The organism is Serratia sp. HNCC26DJ244, assembly GCF_057180565.1.
This window is the reverse complement of record NZ_JBXUGO010000007.1, coordinates 64,822-78,699: the sequence shown is the minus strand read 5'-3', so window position 1 is coordinate 78,699 and position 13,878 is coordinate 64,822. Positions and strand designations below refer to the sequence as shown.

Genomic DNA, 13,878 nt, shown 5'->3' with positions numbered 1-13,878 from the left:
TCGCTCGTTTGCCGTCTACCTGCAACATCATTGAACTTGAGTATATGTTCTATGACCAAAAGCAAAAAAGCCTCCATGAGGGAGGCTTGAGCGCTATTTTTCGTTTCTTTTCTTACGCGCAAAGCCCCCTGTAATCAGGCGCTAAAGGAAAAAAAGAAACGAAACATAGCAGTGTGCATACTTGCATTACCTTGTTAAATAAAAATCGGCCTGTCTTATGCTACGGCCAACAAATGTCAATTTACTCTCTGAAACAAGGATAAAAGAGGGAGCAAGCTCCCTCTTCTTATTCTTACGCCAGAGCTGCTTTCGCTTTTTCAACCAGTGCGCCAAAGGCCACTTTGTCAAATACAGCGATATCAGCCAGGATCTTACGGTCAATTTCAATAGAGGCTTTTTTCAGGCCATTAATGAACTTGCTGTAAGACAGGCCGTTCTGACGAGCAGCTGCGTTAATACGTGCAATCCACAGCTGACGGAATTGACGCTTACGTTGACGACGGTCACGGTAAGCATACTGTCCTGCTTTGATTACTGCCTGGAAGGCAACACGATATACGCGCGAACGGGCACCGTAGTAACCTTTCGCCTGCTTTAAAATTTTCTTGTGACGTGCGCGTGCAATTACACCACGTTTTACGCGAGCCATATGCTCTCTCCTAAAGTCTTATTCTTGATTCAAAAAAAAGCGGCTTATGCGTACGGCAAGCACGCAATTACCAGGACCAGATCGTTCTTAGACACCATGCCTTTCGGACGCAGATGACGTTTACGCTTGGTTGATTTTTTGGTCAGAATATGACGCAGGTTAGCATGTTTACGCTTAAAACCACCGCTCCCGGTTTTTTTGAAGCGCTTGGCTGCACCACGTACAGTTTTAATCTTTGGCATGTTAATTAAATCCACTTCGCATTGTTAAACAACGAATCAATAAGGCGAATAAAACCTGCACAACGCAAGCGCTGCGCAGGTTAAATTACTTGGAAGCCTTACTGTTTCTTCTTAGGTGCGAGCACCATGATCATCTGACGGCCTTCGATCTTCGTAGGGAAGGATTCGACCACTGCCAGATCAATATCATCACACAGGTCTTTACGGACGCGGTTAAGCACTTCCATACCGATCTGCTGGTGCGCCATTTCACGCCCACGGAAACGCAGGGTGATTTTGGCTTTATCGCCATCTTCCAGAAAGCGAATCAGGTTGCGTAGTTTGACCTGATAGTCGCCATCATCGGTACCAGGACGGAATTTGATTTCCTTCACCTGGATAACTTTTTGTTTCTTCTTCTGTTCTTTAGTCGACTTACTCTTCTCGTAAAGGAACTTGCCGTAATCCATGATTCGGCAAACTGGCGGTTCGGCATTTGGGCTGATTTCTACTAAATCAACACCTGCTTCCTCAGCTTTTTCAAGAGCTTCATTCAGACTGACAATACCAATCTGCTCGCCATCGACGCCTGTTAGGCGAACTTCTTGCGCGCGAATCTCTCTGTTAATCCGATTTGGACGCGCCGGTTGAACTCGTTTTCCGCCTTTAATACTTTATTCCTCCAGTTGATGAAGACTACGGCTGCGGATCTCTTTTTGCAGCTTGTCTATAACGTCACTCACATCCAGGCTTCCCAGGTCTTTGCCGCGGCGAGTACGAACGGCAACTTTGCCTGTTTCGACTTCTTTATCACCGCACACCAACATGTAAGGAACCCGACGTAAAGTATGTTCGCGAATTTTAAAGCCAATCTTCTCGTTTCTCAAGTCCGCTTTTGCTCTAATGCCTGCATCTTGCAGTTTTTTTGTCAATTGCTGGACATAATCAGACTGACTATCGGTGATATTCATCACCACTACCTGCACTGGAGCAATCCAGGTTGGGTAGAAACCGGCATATTCTTCGGTAAGGATACCAATGAAACGTTCCATGGAACCCAAGATAGCACGGTGAATCATTACCGGAACCAGACGTTCGTTGTTTTCGCCAACATACGATGCGCCTAAACGGCCTGGTAAGAAGAAATCGAGTTGCACGGTACCACATTGCCATGCGCGATCCAAACAATCATGCAAGGTAAATTCAATTTTTGGTCCGTAAAAGGCCCCTTCACCTGGCTGAAACTCAAACGGAATACCGTTTTCAGTCAGCGCTGCCGCCAGATCGTCCTCAGCGCGGGTCCACATCTCATCCGTACCGATACGTTTCTCTGGACGCGTAGAGAGTTTCACTGCGATTTTTTCAAAGCCGAAGGTACCGTACATATCATAGACCATCTTGATACAGTCATTCACCTCTGAACGAACCTGATCTTCGGTACAAAAGATATGAGCATCATCCTGAGTGAAACCACGGACACGCATCAAGCCATGCAGCGAACCGGATGGTTCATTACGATGGCAACTACCAAACTCACCCATACGCAGCGGCAAATCACGGTAAGACTTCAACCCTTGATTAAAGATTTGCACATGACCCGGGCAGTTCATCGGTTTAATGCAATATTCACGGTTTTCTGACGATGTGGTAAACATCGCTTCTTTATAGTTTTCCCAGTGCCCAGTTTTCTCCCAAAGGACACGGTCCATCATAAACGGCCCTTTCACTTCCTGATACTGGTACTCTTTAAGCTTCATACGGACAAAAGCTTCCAGCTCACGGAAAATGGTCCAGCCATCGTTATGCCAGAACACCATACCCGGTGCTTCTTCCTGCATATGGTAAAGGTCGAGCTGTTTACCAATTTTGCGGTGGTCACGTTTAGCGGCTTCTTCCAGGCGCTGCAAATAGGCGTTCAACTGCTTTTTATCTGCCCAGGCAGTACCATAAATACGTTGCAGCATTTTGTTCTTGCTGTCACCACGCCAGTAAGCCCCGGAGGTCTTCTGCAGTTTGAAATGGTGGCAAAAGCGCATATTCGGCACGTGCGGACCACGGCACATGTCGATATATTCTTCATGATGATAAAGGCCCGGATGGTCATCACGGCTGACATTCTCATCCAAAATCGCCACTTTATAGCTTTCACCACGGGCAGCAAAAGTGTCACGCGCTTCCTGCCAACTCACCTTTTTCTTGATGACGTCATAATCTTTGTCAGCCAATTCATGCATCCGCTTTTCCAGCAGATCAATATCTTCCTGCGTCAGAGTATGGTCGAGATCAACGTCATAATAAAAACCATTATCGATCACTGGCCCAATGGCCATTTTAGTATTTGGCCACAGTTGTTTGATGGCATGACCCAGCAAATGCGCACAAGAGTGACGCATGATTTCTACGCCTTCATCATCTTTTATCGTGATGATAGCCAACTGAGCATCGGATTCGATCAAATCGCTGGCATCGGTCAATTCACCATTTACGCGGCCAGCAATACAGGCTTTGGCCAGACCAGGACCAATATCACGAGCAACATCCATTGGAGAAACGGCATGATCATAATGACGCTGACTTCCGTCAGGAAGAGTAATAACGGGCATTAATAATTCCTTATCTACAGTGGTGACCCTCACGACAGATCACATGTAGTACAGATATTTGATTAGTAATTAATAAGTTATATGTCATATCTCGCCCACAATTGCCAGATTGGCACATAACCTGGTAGGCCGCTAACGGCAGGCTTTCAATAATTAATAAAAGCAGCATGAATAATAACACTAAATTTGTCTACGCGTCACAGAACAACTTAGCCGAATACAAGCAACGTCGGTTCATTCCGATGAGGTTCTTATCAAGAGTTTTGAGAGGCTTAACAAGCTGTTGATATCAGATAATGACGCTACTGTTCTTAAGCGCTTTTATTGTACCGAGCCGAACAGAAGGAATTCATGCGCTGGCAGCAGAAACAAAACGTTTTATTTCAGCAAGATGCTGCGGGCCATAGGCACATTGTCCAACTTCGATTTTAGGCTTGTTACGCCCGTGGAAATCACTGCCACAAGTTACAAATGCCGAGCGGCCAACAGTAAATTGATACAGTTGCTCCGCCAACTCTGGTGAATGATAACTTGAGAATACCTCCACCCCCATCACCCCGATCTTGAGCACATCGTCAATCACCTGGCTATGGTGGGATTTAACGTTAGCACCAATATGTGCCAAAATCGGTATCCCGCCATTGTGACGGATCACCTCCACCATCGTGCTCATTGCAGGATAAGTCACCGGAAGATAACACACCTTTCCTGGACCAAAAAAATCCCAGTAGAAGTTGATCAGCGGCATATCCGACCTACTGCCACCGGCACGGTAAGGTAATAACAGAGGGTGATCCGCATTGCGCTGATCCTCCAGGATCACCTCCCCCATCTGTTCCTCTTGTGGGATTGCACCGCCACAGACCTGTTCCAGCCGTTGCTCATCAAGATAAAAATTTAATTCACGCAGTTTTTCAAATTTTTTGGGCGTCTGTTCCCGTTGGATACCATTAAAATGCTTATGGATCGTGACGAAGTCGTCACTGGGAGTAAACCCATATCCCAACAGATGGAAGTTACGACCTTCAAAGGTACAATCGATCTCAATGCCGGAGAGTATATTCAGACTGGGGGAAGCAAATGTTTTGGCTTTCAGCACCGAGTAAGCGCTATTGTGGTCGGTTATCGCTAACGTACTGATGCCATTGGCTTGGCAGCGAGCGATAACGGTTTCAACCGGAAAATCTGCATCATCACTGTAGCTGGAGTGCATATGTAGGTCGATCTTGTCCATCAATAGTCACTCCCCAGTCTGCTAAAACATAACTGGCCACTTAATCGTGACCAGTTATGTTAATAGGTAGTTACTCTACCATCGTCTTATAAGCCGTGGTCACTTTCCATAAATAACGCTGTGCTTGCGGTGCCGGGTGTCTCTTCTGGATATGCTGGTAAAATTCATCCGGACTCATCTGATTGATGCGGTTTACTGCCACACGTTTATCCTGCGAAAACGTACGTAACATTGCGCCAGCACCGTTAACATAAGAGACAATAGTGGCATAGTGCAGCGTTTGGGGATTGGTGATCCCGGCAAGTTGTTGGCTTTGAATAATATTGATATAGGCTGTTCCCAGATCAATATTGACTGCCGGGTCCTTCAACTCACGTGAACTTGGCTGCCCATTTTTCCCCTTCAAACGATAGACATCGCGCCCAGCAGTTGACGATTTTAGTTGCATTAACCCCACGGCATTAGAAGTACTGACCGCATTCGGGTTAAACCCAGATTCTACCTTAATGATCGCCTTAATTAACGCCTCATCCACGCCGTAATTGCTGGCCGCCTGGCGAATATAATCGTTATAAGCGACCGGTGTTCCTGTACGATTATTGGGCATCTGCGTAGGAGGCTTCAACCAACCACCGGGACTGCTTGTTATGTTGCTGGTTGTTTGCGGTGTTTTAGCGCAACCGACCAATAAAATGATCGCCGTTAGGCAGGCAATTTTTGTTTTCACAGAAAGAATCCCCCACTCCTTGTAATAAGTTGCTTCATAGATACAACTGGTTAAGGATGCTTGGTTCTATTATCAGGGTACCCATATACCAAGAGGTGATTGATGAGTCAATCTTAAAGCTCACATTTCGTGCAGGTATTCAACCTATCCAAATGGATAATTGGCCATAGCTAGGACATCAATACCAATAGCTATTTCTTAATAATTTTATCAATGCCCCCAATATACAAAGGGCTTATTGAGGTCTTAAATTCACATAAAAAAGTAAATATAATATATAAATCAACAGGATAATTGATAGCATCACTAAAGAGAATCGGTGATTGATAAAGCTAAAATCTGAGGTAATACCCTTGGACTACTATGACGATTATGACGATATAACGCGGTTACATATTGATACATAAAAACTTACCACTACAAGTCGGTACTATTATTGCCAGTGCCTATGCTTACTTGCCCTATTTTGCTCTGATTACCCTTAATAACATTGATATTGTTAATTATTATTTGAGTAAATAACATTATCCCGCTCCCTGACTCATGTTGTTGCCAACCTACTGTAGTCGCTGGCATGACGATGGTATATAGTCTGTTAAACATATGATGATATTTACGCCAGCAGAGTGAGTTGCTGTGCGCCACATCGTGTTTTCACAGCAGAAAAAGCGTTAAGCTAATGAAATCGCAGGTAACACAAAAGGGGATTACTATGTGGCAAGCCGTTAGCCGTCTATTAAGTGAACACCTTGGTAACGCAGAAATCCACGAAAAGAAAGAGCTACCTGGGGGAGAAATTCATCCGGCATGGTACCTACGCTTTGGTAATAACGACGTGTTTGTAAAATGCGATACCCGTGAAATGTTACCCATATTCAGCGCAGAAGCTGACCAGCTAACGCTACTGGCTCGCAGTAAAACTGTGCGGGTACCCGAAGTCTATGGTGTTGGTAGTGATCGTAATAACAGTTTTTTACTACTCGAATACCAACCACTAAAAATGCTCGATGCTCATGGGGCCTATTGTCTAGGTCAACAACTCGCCCGTCTACATCAATGGAGCGAACAGCCTCAGTTTGGTCTCGACTTTGATAACGAGCTCTCCACCACGCCACAACCCAATACCTGGCGACGCCGTTGGGGTGAGTTCTTCGCTGAACAACGCATCGGCTGGCAGTTACAATTGGCGGCAGAGAAAGGCATCACTTTCGGTGATATCGACATCATTATTGACCTCGTCTACCAGCGGCTACAACATCATCAGCCACAACCTTCTCTGTTACATGGCGATCTCTGGCCAGCTAACTGTGCACAAGCTGTCGATGGGCCAATTATGTTTGACCCTGCCTGCTATTGGGGTGATCGGGAGTGTGATTTGTCGATGCTACCGCTTTACCCTGAATTACCCCCGCAAATTTATGATGGCTACCAAAGCATATGGCCTTTGGAAGCCGGTTTTATTGAACGCCAACCCCTGTATCAACTTTACTATCTGCTTAACCGCTGCAACCTGTTTGGTGGTCAGCATCTGGTTACCGCGCAACGAGCGGTGGAAGCGTTGTTACAATCAAAAACACCATAAACCATCAGGCAAAAACACCATAAACCATCAGGGCGTTCACCGCGCCCGATTTCCTATCCTGTAAGGTATTAAGACGCCCCTGCCATTTGCCCCAATAACTTGAATAGAAAATAAGCCACCACCGCAATCACTATTGGTAAAATATACAGAGGGAAATACTGCAAAAAAATGGTATGGTGCGGCAAAATGACCTTCTCTTCTAACTGTTCCCGAGTCTGCCCTTCGTCTCCCTTAGCACGTTCTAAAATCATCTGATCTTCAAGACCTTCACGGATAAACTTCACCTGCCGCGACATCCGCGCACCCGAGGCTTGCAATGCCAGACCGACAAAGATCAGAAAGTAGATAATGATAAACATCAGGTTTGCACCAGCAAACAAGCTGTTAGCCACATCAGGAACTGGCGAGTTGTACCAAAAGACATTTAAAAATGGTGAGTTCAGCCGTGCCATATCCACCATAACATGCGCAAAATCCAACATGACGGCATTAATCCCTGCGGATTTTTCACTATGCTGATAGACAAAATTCAATAAAGAAATCAGTGTCGAAACCAACGCGGGGATAAAAATAACCCATCCAAAAATACGCTTAAGTATGGCAACGCGCCCGGCCTGTTGATACGTCATGAGTTCCCCTTATAAGGACGTAACTATTCATTGAGCTATACCCATCACCGATAAACGACAACCTTGTTGGCTGTAACTTGCATCAATGGAGGATTGACCCTCCTAGGATATGGCTACATTTGAATAAACTTGATTACCAGTTTACCCGCAGTTAATCAAACTCGCCCACCGTTTTCTTACCTGTCGTTATCCAGCGATACCGAGATTGGCCATATGCGATGTTCACATGGCTTGCTCTGCCACTTGATGCTGTGCAAGCCGCCGATGAGTAAAAATGGTAGAGTGATGAAAACATCAAACTATGCAAACTATGGGTATCTACCAGCACTGTAGGAGTGAATATTTAATGGCATATTTTCAACCAATAACAACGGCTATCTTCGACATGGATGGTTTACTGATCGACTCCGAGCCATTGTGGCTTCAGGCGGAACTGGATATTTTTGGCGCATTGGGTCTGGATCTGTCAGATCGCCATAATTTGCCAGATACACTGGGGTTAAGGATCGATCAAGTAGTCAGAATGTGGTATCAGGCCATGCCGTGGCAAGGTGTTTCCCAAGAGGAAGTTGCCCAGCGCATTATTGAACGAGCCATCGAACTGGTACAAGAAAAGCGCCCACTGTTACCCGGGGTACAACAATCACTGGAGCTTTGCCGGTCCCTTGATTTAAACATTGGCCTGGCTTCTGCTTCCCCGCTACACATGCAGCAACAAGTGTTGAAAATGTTTAATCTGGAAAGTTATTTTGACCAACTGGTTTCCGCCGAATACTTGCCTTACAGTAAGCCCCACCCGGAAGTCTATTTGATCGCCGCTGAGCGTTTGAACAGTGATCCACAATGCTGCATTACCTTGGAAGATTCCATCAATGGCATGATTGCTACCAAAGCAGCCCGTATGCGCTCAATAGTCATCCCGCCAGCAGAATATCGCCAAGACCCCCGTTGGGCCTTAGCTGACTATCAACTGCAAAGTCTGGAACAATTAACCGCAGAACACCTTAGCTGACCTGATAGCACTGGCTTATGCCAGTGCTCATTCTTACTCAGCCCATCACCATTGATGCGGTTGGGTTGCTGGCAACACTCGCTGTAAACCCGAATGCACTTAAAGTATGAAAGAGCAATACTAACAAATAGTTACACTGAAAGCACTTTCCTGACAGTCAGAAAATCAATATACTGGATAAATTAACAGTAAATTGCACAGGATGTAAAAGTATGACCGCGGAAGGCCACCTCATCTTCTCCGTTGCTTGTATCATTTTCGCCAAGAAAACAGCGGTAACAGACACACTTGCCCATGGTGACTGGTGGCACATCATTCCCGCCGCCCTGTTGACTTCATTATTACCTGATATTGATCATCCCAAGTCATTATTGGGTCAGCGTCTGCGCTGGATTGCGATCCCTATCGCACGCATTTTTGGTCACCGGGGTTTTACTCATAGCCTGCTGGCTATCGTCGGCGGTATGTTGTTATTACAATTAGATGTGTATGGTCGTTGGCTCATTCCGGCCGATGTATTGCATGCCATGATTATTGGTTATTTTAGTCACCTGCTAGCAGATGCCCTTACCCCGGCGGGCGTCCCCTTGCTGTGGCCCTGCCGCTGGCGTTTCTGCCTGCCATTACTCAATTCCCAAAAGGGCAACCAGTTAGAACGGGTTCTGTGCCTGTGCCTAGTGGCATTTTCCCTTTACTGGCCAGGCAATGACAGCATGCCTATAGGGTCATATTGGCAACAAATTAAAAATTTCCGCTTATAGCCATTGGGTCTGAACAACGTGAAATTACCCTTGGCAGGTACAGCTCCGTTGTGGTTCGCGTCACAGGGTTATGGCGTACCACAGAGGTAAACTTGGCTATATATCCTTTTTGCTGGCAATAAAGCCACTGATTCTGTATAAAAAGTTATATCAAATTCTACTTGGGTATAAGTGAGTTGATTAGCAAACTGTTACGATATTTGCCTTGTTGTCAGCCAGTTCCGTTGAATTGTACACAGGTAATAACCGCGCAAAGCCTGACGATGGCCGAGTCACCTAACCGCCCCATGCAACTTGAATAGGCATGGGGGTGCCTGTCTGTGCGTAACCACTTTTACAACCAAAAAAGATAATTGGAGAAATAATGGGGATGAACCTACCTCTCGTAATAAACGTGATGGTTTTTGCCGCCCTTCTATTGCTGTTGGCACAATCCCGCCATAAGCAATGGAGTCTGGCTAAAAAAGTGTTGGCTGGCCTGGTACTTGGGGTCGTTTTTGGGTTAGGGCTGCAACTGGTTTACGGCTCAGATAATCCGCTGCTGAAAGAGTCTATCAGTTGGTTTAACATCGTTGGTAATGGTTATGTGCAATTGCTGCAAATGATCATCATGCCATTGGTTTTCGTTTCTATTCTCAGTGCGGTGGCAAAACTGCATAATGCCGCTGCTTTAGGCACCATCAGTTTACTGACAATTGGTACCCTATTGTTCACCACCTTGATTGCCGCATTGGTGGGTGTGTTCATCACCAATCTGTTTGGTTTGACGGCATCAGGTTTGGTGCAAGGTGCCCAGGAAACGGCACGTTTGTCCGCTATCGAAACCAACTATGCCGGCAAAGTGGCTGATCTTAGCGTCCCACAGTTGATTTTGTCATTTATACCGAAAAATCCGTTTGCTGACCTGACAGGAGCCAACCCTACATCCATCATCAGTGTCGTTATCTTCGCCGCTTTCTTGGGTGTGGCATCGTTACAGTTGCTTAAAGATGATCATTCCAAGGGGGTTAGTGTCTTGGCAGCCATCGACACTTTGCAAGCCTGGGTGATGAAGTTGGTGCGTCTAGTGATGAAGCTCACCCCTTACGGTGTCTTGGCATTGATGACCAAAGTGGTTGCTGGGTCCAATTTCCATGACATCGTTAAGTTAGGCAGTTTTGTCGTCGCCTCTTACATTGGCTTGGCTATTATGTTTGTGGTTCATGGCCTACTGCTAAGTTTTACCGGTGTGAACCCACTGAAATTCTTTCGTAAAGTATGGCCAGTGCTCACTTTTGCCTTTACCAGTCGCTCAAGTGCAGCCACTATTCCGCTCAACGTGGAAGCACAGACTCGCCGTCTGGGTGTACCAGAATCAATCGCCAGTTTTTCTGCCTCCTTTGGTGCCACCATCGGTCAAAACGGCTGTGCAGGCCTCTACCCGGCAATGCTGGCCGTGATGGTTGCACCAACGGTGGGAATCAATCCGCTAGACCCTCTGTGGATAGCTACGCTAGTTGGCATCGTTACCATCAGTTCCGCGGGTGTTGCTGGTGTGGGTGGGGGGGCAACTTTTGCTGCCCTGATCGTTCTGCCTGCAATGGGCTTACCTGTTACCCTGGTAGCCTTATTGATTTCGGTTGAACCGCTGATCGATATGGGAAGAACGGCACTGAATGTCAGTGGCTCCATGACGGCGGGAACAGTAACCAGTCAATTAATGAAACAAACAGACAAAAGCATTATGGATAGCGAAGATGAGAAAGAATTAACCCATCAATAGCTTATCCATCCACAACGTTAACCGCTGCCCCGGCGGCGGTTAACCTCTCTTGAAGATAAGCCGATATCACCCTCGTTAGCAGGCAATTGCAGATCAATAATAACCAAGAGAACTGGCAGCAAGGGCGCTCATCACACCCTCGCCAACATCTGCTGATGGGTTAAAATGGATAATCGCGATAGCCCATCTGTACTGAAATCAACCGGGCTGCGGTATGTAACTGTTGTACATAGGTATCTTTAGCGTCTTCGGAGAAACGGATCGTCGGGAACGAGATACTCAGCCCCGCAATAACCACACCAAAGCGGTCAAACACTGGCACCGCGATGCAGCGCAGCCCCTCTTCCTGCTCTTCAATATCCTCGCCAAAGCCCTGTTCACGCACTTTATCCAGTAATGGCAACAAATCTGCAGCACAACTGATGGTGTAAGGGGTACTACGCGTAAATTCAATCTGGGAGAGGATCTCAGCAACTTCTGTACGATCACGCCATGCCAATAGCACCTTACCGATAGCAGTACTGTGTAACGGGTTACGGCGGCCAATACGCGAATACATCCGTAAATTATACATTGAGTCAATCTTGTGGATGTAAACAATGCTGTCCTCATCCAATGCACCCAAGTGGATGGTTTCACGGGTTTGCTTTGATAATTCACGCATCTGAACATCGGCACTGCGGATTAAATCAACGTGTTGAAGTGATTTAGCCCCCAGTTCAAACAGTTTTATCGTGAGTGAATATTTCTCAGACTCCCCTTCCTGGGATACGTATCCCAGTGATTTCATGGTCTGTAAAAAACGATAAACCGTGCTTTTTGACATCATTACCCGCTGCGAAAGCTCGGTAATACCAATCTCACGTTCATCACCCAGTGCCTGCAGGATACCAAACACCTTTAATACTGATGAAACCGAGTCTGGTTGCTTGTCTAGATCGATACTAGCCATAGTAAATACCTTACTTAGCTGCTTTTGTTTTAGGAAATTTGAATAAGAGTTTCAATATACTCTATCTGAAGATAGTGAGTATAAGCGGAACAATTTATCCCATGCAATGAAAGTTGCCGAAAAATAGCCAGCAATGAAGCAATTAGCCCCATTTCCTCACCTTTTTTACAATTAGCACAGAATCTAAGGGTGCATTCAGCATCGAATATGATTAGCATGTTAATACTTTCTAAGTTGATTAACAGCCTGGCTATGACGCACTCCGATTCCGACGGTTTACCCATTCCACGACGCTATGGTGCGATCCTGGCTATTGCCCTCGGCATCACCGTTTCTGTGCTTGATGGTGCCATCGCCAATGTGGCTTTGCCCACTATCGCCACCGACCTGCAGGCTAGCCCTGCAAGTTCGATCTGGATCGTCAACGCCTATCAATTGGCCATCACCATTTCATTGCTGTCTCTGGCTTCACTGGGTGACCTGATTGGTTATCGCCGTGTTTATCAGGCGGGGTTATTGCTATTCAGTATTACTTCCTTGTTCTGTGCGCTTGCTGATTCGCTGTTAACCCTGACTATCGCTCGCGTGCTGCAAGGGTTTGGCGCTGCAGCCATTATGAGCGTCAATACGGCATTGATCCGTATCATCTATCCACAACGGATCCTGGGGCGAGGTATCGGTATCAACTCATTGATTGTTGCTTTCTCTTCAGCAGCAGGCCCTACCGTTGCCGCCGCGATCCTATCAATCGCCTCTTGGCAATGGCTTTTTGCCATTAACTTACCTATCGGCATCGTCGCACTACTCTTGGGAATGAAATTTCTACCCGCCAATAGTCAGAAAAGTAACAACCAGCGTTTTGACCTACTCAGTGCTCTGATGAATGCGTTAACCTTCGGTCTATTGATCATCAGTATCAGTGGTTTTGCTCAAGGGCAAAGCCTGCCATTGATTGCTGCAGAGGTTGCCGCCCTGCTGGTAATCGGTTATTTCTTTGTCCGCCGTCAGTTACATCAAGAATCACCACTATTACCGGTTGACCTGTTACGCATCCCTATTTTTGCCTTGTCGATGGGCACCTCTGTCTGCTCCTTTGCCGCTCAGATGCTGGCCATGGTATCACTCCCCTTCTTTCTGCAAACTCACTTAGGCCGTGATGAGGTCGCCACCGGGTTGCTATTAACCCCCTGGCCGTTAGCCATCATCGTGATGGCCCCCATTGCAGGTCGACTGGTGGAGCGTATTCATGCGGGTTTACTGGGGGGAATTGGCCTCGCTATCTTCGCGCTGGGGTTATTTTTGCTGGCATTACTCCCCAGCGACCCGACCGACCTCGATATTATCTGGCGTATGGTGCTTTGTGGCGCCGGGTTTGGGTTATTCCAATCCCCGAATAACCACACTATTATCTCATCTGCGCCTCGGCACCGCAGTGGTGGAGCCAGTGGTATGCTAGGCACCGCTCGTCTGTTAGGGCAAACCACCGGGGCTGCGCTGGTGGCATTGATGTTTAACTGGTTCCCGTCTAACGGAACGCATATCTCATTAGTGCTGGCGGGATCATTTGCCAGTCTGGCTGCCTTAGTCAGTTGCCTGCGTATGACGCAGCCACGCTTAGTCACCGCTGATAAAAACCAATAGCTCACTTCACAAACAACAAGCCCCGGATTATTACCGGGGCTTGTTGTTGCAAAGATACTACAAACTTCTAAACGCCTTTACCTGAACACGAAATGCACTGCAGCA

The 13,878-nt window shown here is 46.6% G+C and carries 13 protein-coding genes and 1 other annotated feature; of the genes, 5 read left to right on the top strand and 8 right to left on the bottom strand.

The annotated features are described in order from the left end of the window. Window positions 1-60: 60 nt before the first annotated feature. Window positions 61-185: a sequence feature (Phe leader region), on the bottom strand. A 107-nt stretch (window positions 186-292) separates the two neighbouring features. The 6 genes from rplT to AC2A06_RS08025 all read right to left on the bottom strand — a co-directional run bounded on the left by rplT (window position 293) and on the right by AC2A06_RS08025 (window position 5,434). Continuing rightward, complete coding sequence (gene rplT / locus AC2A06_RS08050; RefSeq protein ID WP_004963673.1) at window positions 293-649, bottom strand: 50S ribosomal protein L20; 357 nt, start codon at window positions 647-649, stop codon at window positions 293-295. Between the two features lie 44 nt (window positions 650-693). After that, window positions 694-891, bottom strand: a complete 198-nt coding sequence (gene rpmI / locus AC2A06_RS08045) for a 50S ribosomal protein L35 (protein ID WP_023490323.1) — start codon at window positions 889-891, stop codon at window positions 694-696. Window positions 892-989: 98 nt separating this feature from the next. Continuing rightward, a complete protein-coding gene (infC, locus tag AC2A06_RS08040; RefSeq protein WP_072011676.1) occupies window positions 990-1,541 on the bottom strand; it encodes a translation initiation factor IF-3 in 552 nt (183 codons plus the stop codon). Window positions 1,542-1,544: 3 nt separating this feature from the next. Then, window positions 1,545-3,473 (bottom strand): threonine--tRNA ligase, encoded by a 1,929-nt coding sequence (gene thrS, locus AC2A06_RS08035; protein ID WP_023490325.1) that lies wholly within the window; start codon window positions 3,471-3,473, stop codon window positions 1,545-1,547. Window positions 3,474-3,822: 349 nt separating this feature from the next. Next, window positions 3,823-4,707: a PHP domain-containing protein gene (locus AC2A06_RS08030; protein WP_023490326.1), complete on the bottom strand. Its 885-nt coding sequence runs from the start codon at window positions 4,705-4,707 to the stop codon at window positions 3,823-3,825. Window positions 4,708-4,777: 70 nt separating this feature from the next. Further along, window positions 4,778-5,434, bottom strand: a complete 657-nt coding sequence (locus tag AC2A06_RS08025) for a transglycosylase SLT domain-containing protein (RefSeq protein WP_484379943.1) — start codon at window positions 5,432-5,434, stop codon at window positions 4,778-4,780. A 712-nt stretch (window positions 5,435-6,146) separates the two neighbouring features. Between AC2A06_RS08025 and AC2A06_RS08020 the strand changes: the two genes are divergently transcribed. Then, window positions 6,147-7,016, top strand: coding sequence for a fructosamine kinase family protein (locus tag AC2A06_RS08020; protein ID WP_484379942.1), 870 nt, complete (start codon window positions 6,147-6,149; stop codon window positions 7,014-7,016). 68 nt (window positions 7,017-7,084) lie between these two features. On the opposite strand, the gene AC2A06_RS08015 is transcribed toward AC2A06_RS08020, so the two are convergent. After that, the gene (locus tag AC2A06_RS08015) at window positions 7,085-7,645 is read right to left on the bottom strand and encodes a YniB family protein (RefSeq protein WP_484379941.1); all 561 of its coding nucleotides are present in this window, start codon (window positions 7,643-7,645) and stop codon (window positions 7,085-7,087) included. A gap of 346 nt (window positions 7,646-7,991) precedes the next feature. On the opposite strand from AC2A06_RS08015, the gene hxpB reads away from it, so the two are divergent. The 3 genes from hxpB to AC2A06_RS08000 all read left to right on the top strand — a co-directional run bounded on the left by hxpB (window position 7,992) and on the right by AC2A06_RS08000 (window position 11,180). Beyond that, window positions 7,992-8,657 carry a hexitol phosphatase HxpB gene (hxpB, locus tag AC2A06_RS08010; RefSeq protein ID WP_484379940.1) on the top strand — a complete coding sequence of 222 codons (666 nt, stop codon included), beginning with the start codon at window positions 7,992-7,994 and terminating at the stop codon, window positions 8,655-8,657. A gap of 212 nt (window positions 8,658-8,869) precedes the next feature. Continuing rightward, the gene (locus AC2A06_RS08005; protein ID WP_023489304.1) at window positions 8,870-9,418 is read left to right on the top strand and encodes a metal-dependent hydrolase; all 549 of its coding nucleotides are present in this window, start codon (window positions 8,870-8,872) and stop codon (window positions 9,416-9,418) included. A gap of 370 nt (window positions 9,419-9,788) precedes the next feature. Next, entirely contained in the window at window positions 9,789-11,180 is a 1,392-nt protein-coding gene (locus AC2A06_RS08000) for an L-cystine transporter (protein ID WP_484379939.1), read from the top strand. A 160-nt stretch (window positions 11,181-11,340) separates the two neighbouring features. Here AC2A06_RS08000 and kdgR read toward each other — a convergent pair whose 3' ends face one another. Further along, complete coding sequence (gene kdgR, locus AC2A06_RS07995; RefSeq protein ID WP_473197642.1) at window positions 11,341-12,132, bottom strand: DNA-binding transcriptional regulator KdgR; 792 nt, start codon at window positions 12,130-12,132, stop codon at window positions 11,341-11,343. A 252-nt stretch (window positions 12,133-12,384) separates the two neighbouring features. Here kdgR and AC2A06_RS07990 point away from each other — a divergent pair, with 252 nt between their 5' ends. Further along, window positions 12,385-13,773 (top strand): MFS transporter, encoded by a 1,389-nt coding sequence (locus tag AC2A06_RS07990; protein ID WP_484379994.1) that lies wholly within the window; start codon window positions 12,385-12,387, stop codon window positions 13,771-13,773. Window positions 13,774-13,878: the final 105 nt, after the last annotated feature.

What these genes read in the sequence shown, in the direction of transcription:
- hxpB (WP_484379940.1), top strand. Translation starts at nt 7,992, where the DNA reads ATGGCATATTTTCAACCAATAACAACGGCTATCTTCGACATGGATGGT.
- rpmI (WP_023490323.1), bottom strand. Translation starts at nt 891, where the DNA reads ATGCCAAAGATTAAAACTGTACGTGGTGCAGCCAAGCGCTTCAAAAAA.
- AC2A06_RS08000 (WP_484379939.1), top strand. Translation starts at nt 9,789, where the DNA reads ATGAACCTACCTCTCGTAATAAACGTGATGGTTTTTGCCGCCCTTCTA.
- kdgR (WP_473197642.1), bottom strand. Translation starts at nt 12,132, where the DNA reads ATGGCTAGTATCGATCTAGACAAGCAACCAGACTCGGTTTCATCAGTA.
- rplT (WP_004963673.1), bottom strand. Translation starts at nt 649, where the DNA reads ATGGCTCGCGTAAAACGTGGTGTAATTGCACGCGCACGTCACAAGAAA.
- AC2A06_RS08005 (WP_023489304.1), top strand. Translation starts at nt 8,870, where the DNA reads ATGACCGCGGAAGGCCACCTCATCTTCTCCGTTGCTTGTATCATTTTC.
- AC2A06_RS07990 (WP_484379994.1), top strand. Translation starts at nt 12,385, where the DNA reads ATGACGCACTCCGATTCCGACGGTTTACCCATTCCACGACGCTATGGT.
- thrS (WP_023490325.1), bottom strand. Translation starts at nt 3,473, where the DNA reads ATGCCCGTTATTACTCTTCCTGACGGAAGTCAGCGTCATTATGATCAT.
- AC2A06_RS08020 (WP_484379942.1), top strand. Translation starts at nt 6,147, where the DNA reads ATGTGGCAAGCCGTTAGCCGTCTATTAAGTGAACACCTTGGTAACGCA.
- AC2A06_RS08015 (WP_484379941.1), bottom strand. Translation starts at nt 7,645, where the DNA reads ATGACGTATCAACAGGCCGGGCGCGTTGCCATACTTAAGCGTATTTTT.
- AC2A06_RS08030 (WP_023490326.1), bottom strand. Translation starts at nt 4,707, where the DNA reads ATGGACAAGATCGACCTACATATGCACTCCAGCTACAGTGATGATGCA.